Source organism: Trinickia sp. (assembly GCF_051961175.1).
In the GTDB taxonomy this organism is placed as follows: domain Bacteria; phylum Pseudomonadota; class Gammaproteobacteria; order Burkholderiales; family Burkholderiaceae; genus Trinickia.
The window spans coordinates 1-5,645 of the sequence record NZ_JBQCDN010000184.1 but is presented as its reverse complement, the minus strand read 5'-3'; the positions used below and the strand labels follow the sequence as shown (position 1 = coordinate 5,645).

Genomic DNA, 5,645 nt, shown 5'->3' with positions numbered 1-5,645 from the left:
CCGGTCCGTTCGACGGCGGTTTCAGTTCGAGAGGCGTTCATGTTTACTCTCCGGTCATGAGATGGATCGCGGCGCCACCGCGTACCGGTGCGTACTTGTTCAGGAAAGCGCCGAATGCGCCGGCCACACCCGTAGCGATTCCAAGTTGGTTACCCGCCCGCAGGGTGCGGTCCTATTGGAGATCTTGCTCCCATGGGCTGCGTTGTATTTGACGCGAGTCAAGAAAGGGGGGAGATGCCCTTCAACGGCGAGCTCTTGATTCGGACAGCGCCAGGGCAGGGCTTTGTGTTATCCCTTTTATTACCTCTTACGGCAATAGCGAGCGCAAAGTGAAGTTAGCATCGGCATGCTGAGGCGGTCCGATCCTTACCGGTCGACCTTGTGCGACGGCGGAGGAACAGTGGATTCCTGCCGCAACGGCGAAGCGTCGTTATAGAGCAGGGATATGGCCTCTTGCGCGATCACCCGCTCTTCGTCCGTCGCAATCACGAGAACCGCTACACCGCTCGCGACACAACTGATGACACGCGCGTTGTGCGCGTTCGTTTGACGCCCTCTTCGAAGAGATGCCGGGGAATGGCGAAACGCCGCACCAGATCGGACTGGCCTTGATGAAACGCCGTGTCGAACGATGCCGATTGCGATAGGCGCGGCCGCAGCGTCCGAATCGCACGAATGAGCCGCACGCTTTGCGGTTGGTGCAGCGGCGCAAGGGGGACGAGCGCCTCGATGGCCGCCAGGGTTTGATCGTCGATAGCGACCGGGCCTTTGAATCGGTCGCCGCCATGCACGACCCGATGACCAACCGACGCGAAGTCCTTCAACGAGAAATGAGCTGCGAGCCAATTGAGCGTTTCGTCGATGACCTCGTGCAAATCGTCCGTGAGCGGGGCGCTCAGTGGAATGCGAATGGCTTCGCCGTCATTGGAAAGATCCAGTTCCAGCGGGCTTCGGCGTAAATCGATTTTGCCGCTGCCGATGCGCACCGGCTTTCCCCCCGTTACGCAGAACAGACCGAACTTGATCGTCGATGAGCCGGGATTGGTGGTGAGCAAAAGCGGATCACTCATGATCGGGCAGCCCGTGGCGCGTGCGTTCGGCAACGAGCTTGGCGAGCGCGGCGGATGCGAGGCGCACGCGCAGGGAATCGGCGCGGCTCGTGAGGATAATCGGCAATCGCGCACCGAGCACGAGCCCAGCGCCATCGGCACCGGCGAACAGCATGAGCTGCTTGACGAGCATGTTGCCTGCTTCCAGATCAGGCATGAGCAGAATGTCGGCCTGGCCCGCGACGGGCGAGATAATGCCTTTCGTCTTCGCTGCGTCGAGATTGACTGCATTGTCGAACGCAAGCGGGCCGTCCACGAGGCCGTCGGTGATCTGTCCGCGTGCGGCCATCACGGTAAGCGCTGCCGCATCGAGTGTGGACGGCATCTTGGGATTCGGGGCATGTACGGCCAGTCGATGCGGGTTGACGGCGCGATAACCGTCGCCGTCCCGCGCAGCACGATTTCACCCTTCTGGTTCGCGCAGCGCGTGTCGAGCAACACGATGCGCTTGTCCGCGTGCTTTTCCTTGACGGTTACGGTGGCGGTGATCGTGTCGCCCAGCCTGACCGGATGCCGGAACTGCAGGGTTTGATCGAGGTAGATCGTGCCGGGGCCGGGCAGCTTGGTGCCGAGCACGGCCGAAATCAGTGCGCCCGTCCACATACCGCGGATGACGACTTGGCCGAACATGTCGTGCGCGGCGAATTACGCGGCGATGTGTTCCGGGTTTGCGTCGGCGGCCACGGCGGCGAACAGGTGGATTTCATCGCGCCCGGCGGTGCGTACGAGCGATGCTGACTCGCCGATCGCGATTTCGGCGAATGGGTGATTGCGCAAGCGGTCGTCTTCCATGCGTTTCCCTTCACTGTTGTCGCGGCGAATCGAACATCGAAATCACTCTACGCAGGCGACAAACGATGCGGGCTGATCTGTGTCAACCGCGGCAAGCATTCAATCCGCAACAGCAGTTTCCGGATGTCGATGCCGAGCATCGTGCGCAAATGCCTATCACCGTATAGAGCTTGCCGCTGCCGTCGTGAATCTGCGAGATCGACGCGTCGATCGGGAATTCCTGGCCCGATCCGCTGCGCCTCGTCGATCGTGATGATCGCATCCGTCGAAGCACGAATGATCGCCATCATTCGCGCCTCACCCAGAGTCGATTGCGAGTGTGCGAACTCGTGGGCGCTAGGAATCGCGCGATCGCTTATCCAATCATTACGCGTACCGCTTCGAGCCGCTTGGTTCGTCGGCGAAGATGCCGAACTCAGGCTCTATGTGCTCACAATCGACGCACTGCACGTGCCAATGCCCCGACTTTGCATTTGCCTCATCGCGAGGGTATAAGTGCGCGCGTCCGGTTTCACGGTCGAACGAGCCTCCTTGCTTGCCGAGCGCTAGCCCTTCGAGCACGCACAGCGGTTGCGTGTCGAACGGCCCGCAAATCAGGGTGTTTCCCGCGTCCGTGCGCAGCGTACCCCATGCGGGCAGTGCGAGCCCTAGGTGCGCCTCGCGCGACCATTTGAACGAGGTGTCGTCCAGCCAGAGAATTGCATACGCAGCAGGGTTGACACGGTCGAGCGTATCGAGATGTAGGGTGATTCGCATCGCATTCTCCTTTCGGCGGATGATGGGGGCGCGATCGGCATCACTGGGCCAGGACCCAATCGACGAGCGTGCGCGCATCCTGCGGCGAAAGCGGGCCTCCGCGCTCCGCCGGTGGCGGCATCGGCGTATCGCCCCAATGCGCCTTTCCGCCCAGACGCAGCTTCTGTTCGAGCATATCGGCCGCGTCGGGCTTGTCACGATAGTGCTCTGCGATCTGGCGGAAAGACGGGGCCAGGAAGGGCGCGTCGACGGTGTGGCAGAACATGCAGTGTTGCTGATCGATCAACTCCATGGGTTCGGGCTGAGCGAAAGCTGGCGAGACGAGCCCCGCAGCGAGGACGCAGGCCACGCCGATTGCAAATTCCTCTTGCCACGCGTTCATCGCTGGTCTCCAAACGAGGGCGTTACATTCACTGTAATGACGCAGCCGGGCTCCTCATTGACCCAAGTCAAGCGTCTTCTCGCTGCATGGCGACGCCTGTTTCCGTTTTCAATCGCTTGCCGGTCTGAAGTAGCGCGTCGCGGACGATCGACGAATCGAAGCCGGGTAACGACGTCATGGAAACGCGAATTCTTCCGCAGATTCCGGTCGGCCGTTTCGGGCGTCCCGACGAGATCGCAGCGCTCGTCGCGTTCCTTTGCACCGACGATGCGGGCTTCGTCACGGGTGCCGACCTCGCGATCAACGGCGGCATGCACACGCAGTGAGGGGCGGCGCTTTGCGGGCATTCGTCGACATGACCGTGAGTTGTTGCAAGTCAATCGGCCCCTTGCCGCACCGTCTACATTGAGTCCAGCATCGCCTGGTGGTGGCCGGATCGCAATAGCGGACGCGGCAGCGTCGCAGCGGAACATCCTTAAGCGGCACAAGGCGAAGGCTTGACATGGGTGCGGGTGTACCCATGGTTTGATGACGAACCGAGGAGTGAATGCGATGAGCAACGTAACGCGTTATGACCCGTTTTCTCTGGAACCCGTGGCGGATCTGTTCCAGGGTTTTTTCCGGCCAATGCGCAGCCTGGGGTTCGAAGCCGAGACGCCGCTGTCCGACATCAAGATCGATGTCTCTGAGAGCGACACGGCGTATACGGTGAAGGCCGAGATGCCCGGCGTCGATAAAAAGGATATCGATGTGAAGGTTGATGGCAATGTGGTGTCGATCAGCGCCAAGGCGGAGCGCAACAAGGAGATGAAGGAAGGCGAGCGTGTAATCCGCCGTGAGCGCTATTCCGGCGTGATCAGTCGCTCCTTCTCGCTGGCGAGCGACATCGACGAGGGCGCGTCGTCCGCCCAGTATCAGGACGGCGTGCTGTCGTTGACACTGCAGAAGAAAAAGGACGCGCCGCAAAAGCGTCTGGAGATCTGCTGATCGTTCAACGACGCGGTTTCGGGCGCGGCCGTGTTTTAGTGGCCGCGCCTCTTTTGTGTGCTCGCGTCCTGCGAATTCGACAGATCATGATGCACCCAAATGAGCAAGCACACTATTGCTCCCAGCATCCCGCCCAGATGCGAAAAATGAGCAACACGGTGTGCCACTGTGCTCAATCGGACACAACCACATTTTCGACTACGTTATTCGCGCTGCTTTCGCGGTGTTTGACCCACGTCAGAAACACAATCGCGTCCGACTTCCATATTAATGTGGCCGAGTCGGCGAGTGATTCTCCCAGGCGAGCTTGAGGCTCACCGGCGGCGCGAATCGGGCGATGCGCAGATGAAAGGAGCGTGAGATGAAGACGGACAAGCAACTGAGGGACGAGGTCGCAGAGGAACTCGATTTCGATCCATCGATCAATTCGGCGCAAATCGGCGTCGAGGTGACCGATCGCGTCGTTACCTTATCGGGCCACCCGTCGAGCTACGCGGAAAAGCTTGCAGCGGAGAAGGCGGCTCAGCGCGTATCGGGCGTGAAGGCAGTCGTCGTGGATATGCGAGTCCATCTTCCAAACGACGACGTGCACACCGACGAAGAGACGGCGAGCGCCGTGCGCGCCATGCTGCGCTGGACCGTTGGGCTTGGAGAGGATGCGGTCAAAGTGCAAGTCGAACGAGGCTGGGTGACGTTGCGCGGGGAAGTCGACAATGCGCGTCTGAGCTATCTCGCGGCGCGCACGATCGGCCACATGCGCGGCGTGACCGGCGTGACGAACCTGATCGAAGTGTCGGGACCCAAGGCTGCGAATGACATCACTCAGAAGATCGGCAGGGCGATGCAACGTCATGCGGAACGCACTGCCAAGCATGTTCAGATCAAAGTTCGGGACGGCACAGTAACGTTATCCGGCAAAGTCGCGTCGTACGCGGAGCGCTCGCTTGCGCGTGGGGCGGCGTGGTCGGCGCCGGGCGTTCATGCCGTCATCGACGATCTCGAGATCGAGTGATGTCTCTGCCGGCTCGTGGTGCAGGCGCGATCCCGCGGTCCCGCGGGGTGCCAAGTTTCTTCCAGTCGAGGCATTCATCATGGCGGTGTCAGGCAACGTTAGCGCGCACGATTGGTCGGTTTCGGTCGAAGTCAGTCCGGCATCCGACGGATTCGTATGCACGATCCGCGTGGGCCATAGCGACCCGAAGGGAAAATTCGAGCATCAGTTCAAGCATTTCAAAGTGTTTAGAACTGAGCGGGAAGCGGTGCTGGACGGTTTGCGCGAAGGGATGGTCTGGGTCGAGCATAAGATGGCGCACTCTTTCAAGCTGTAGCGCTTGGCATTCGCGCGCCCTAGCCTCACTTTCGCAGGCTGTCTGTATGCGAAATCCGAGCACGATCCAATCGAGAGGAGAGCGACGATGAAATCCGATAAGCAATTGAAGCAGGAAGTGGAAGAGGAACTGAGGTGGGCCGAGGGTATTCCTTGCGATGCTGTTCACGTGCAAGTCGATCGTGGTTGCGTCGCGCTCACCGGCGAAGTCGACTGGGGCGCGCAGCGCAACACCGCCGAGATGGTGGCAAGCCGCACGCTTGGGGTCATCGGTGTGATGAACCGGATTACC

6 protein-coding genes and 3 pseudogenes are annotated in these 5,645 nt (G+C 60.6%); 5 read left to right on the top strand and 4 right to left on the bottom strand.

Translation table 11 applies throughout. From position 1 onward, the window contains the following. Window positions 1-542 precede the first annotated feature (542 nt). From ACTHL0_RS10405 to ACTHL0_RS10390, 4 genes and pseudogenes are all read right to left on the bottom strand, one after another. Window positions 543-1,070: pseudogene (locus ACTHL0_RS10405) on the bottom strand (acetate/propionate family kinase); the annotation flags it as partial. After that, window positions 1,063-1,901, bottom strand: a pseudogene (locus ACTHL0_RS10400) (phosphate acyltransferase). The pseudogenes ACTHL0_RS10400 and ACTHL0_RS10405, both read right to left, overlap by 8 nt. A gap of 366 nt (window positions 1,902-2,267) precedes the next feature. After that, the gene (locus ACTHL0_RS10395; protein WP_440566644.1) at window positions 2,268-2,657 is read right to left on the bottom strand and encodes a DUF3564 family protein; all 390 of its coding nucleotides are present in this window, start codon (window positions 2,655-2,657) and stop codon (window positions 2,268-2,270) included. Window positions 2,658-2,697: 40 nt separating this feature from the next. Then, window positions 2,698-2,949, bottom strand: a complete 252-nt coding sequence (locus ACTHL0_RS10390; protein ID WP_440566645.1) for a c-type cytochrome — start codon at window positions 2,947-2,949, stop codon at window positions 2,698-2,700. A 260-nt stretch (window positions 2,950-3,209) separates the two neighbouring features. Here ACTHL0_RS10390 and ACTHL0_RS10385 point away from each other — a divergent pair. The 5 genes and pseudogenes from ACTHL0_RS10385 to ACTHL0_RS10365 all read left to right on the top strand — a co-directional run. Then, a pseudogene (locus tag ACTHL0_RS10385) lies at window positions 3,210-3,365 on the top strand (SDR family oxidoreductase); the annotation flags it as partial. A gap of 226 nt (window positions 3,366-3,591) precedes the next feature. Continuing rightward, the gene (locus tag ACTHL0_RS10380) at window positions 3,592-4,026 is read left to right on the top strand and encodes an Hsp20/alpha crystallin family protein (protein WP_440566643.1); all 435 of its coding nucleotides are present in this window, start codon (window positions 3,592-3,594) and stop codon (window positions 4,024-4,026) included. Window positions 4,027-4,387: 361 nt separating this feature from the next. Further along, window positions 4,388-5,038, top strand: a complete 651-nt coding sequence (locus ACTHL0_RS10375; RefSeq protein ID WP_440566642.1) for a BON domain-containing protein — start codon at window positions 4,388-4,390, stop codon at window positions 5,036-5,038. 79 nt (window positions 5,039-5,117) lie between these two features. After that, window positions 5,118-5,354 (top strand): hypothetical protein, encoded by a 237-nt coding sequence (locus tag ACTHL0_RS10370; RefSeq protein ID WP_440566641.1) that lies wholly within the window; start codon window positions 5,118-5,120, stop codon window positions 5,352-5,354. Window positions 5,355-5,441: 87 nt separating this feature from the next. Continuing rightward, window positions 5,442-5,645, top strand: a 204-nt coding sequence (locus ACTHL0_RS10365) for a BON domain-containing protein (protein WP_440566640.1), incomplete at its 3' end; no start/stop codon positions are given.

What these genes read in the sequence shown, in the direction of transcription:
- ACTHL0_RS10390 (WP_440566645.1), bottom strand. Translation starts at nt 2,949, where the DNA reads ATGGAGTTGATCGATCAGCAACACTGCATGTTCTGCCACACCGTCGAC.
- ACTHL0_RS10375 (WP_440566642.1), top strand. Translation starts at nt 4,388, where the DNA reads ATGAAGACGGACAAGCAACTGAGGGACGAGGTCGCAGAGGAACTCGAT.
- ACTHL0_RS10395 (WP_440566644.1), bottom strand. Translation starts at nt 2,657, where the DNA reads ATGCGAATCACCCTACATCTCGATACGCTCGACCGTGTCAACCCTGCT.
- ACTHL0_RS10370 (WP_440566641.1), top strand. Translation starts at nt 5,118, where the DNA reads ATGGCGGTGTCAGGCAACGTTAGCGCGCACGATTGGTCGGTTTCGGTC.
- ACTHL0_RS10380 (WP_440566643.1), top strand. Translation starts at nt 3,592, where the DNA reads ATGAGCAACGTAACGCGTTATGACCCGTTTTCTCTGGAACCCGTGGCG.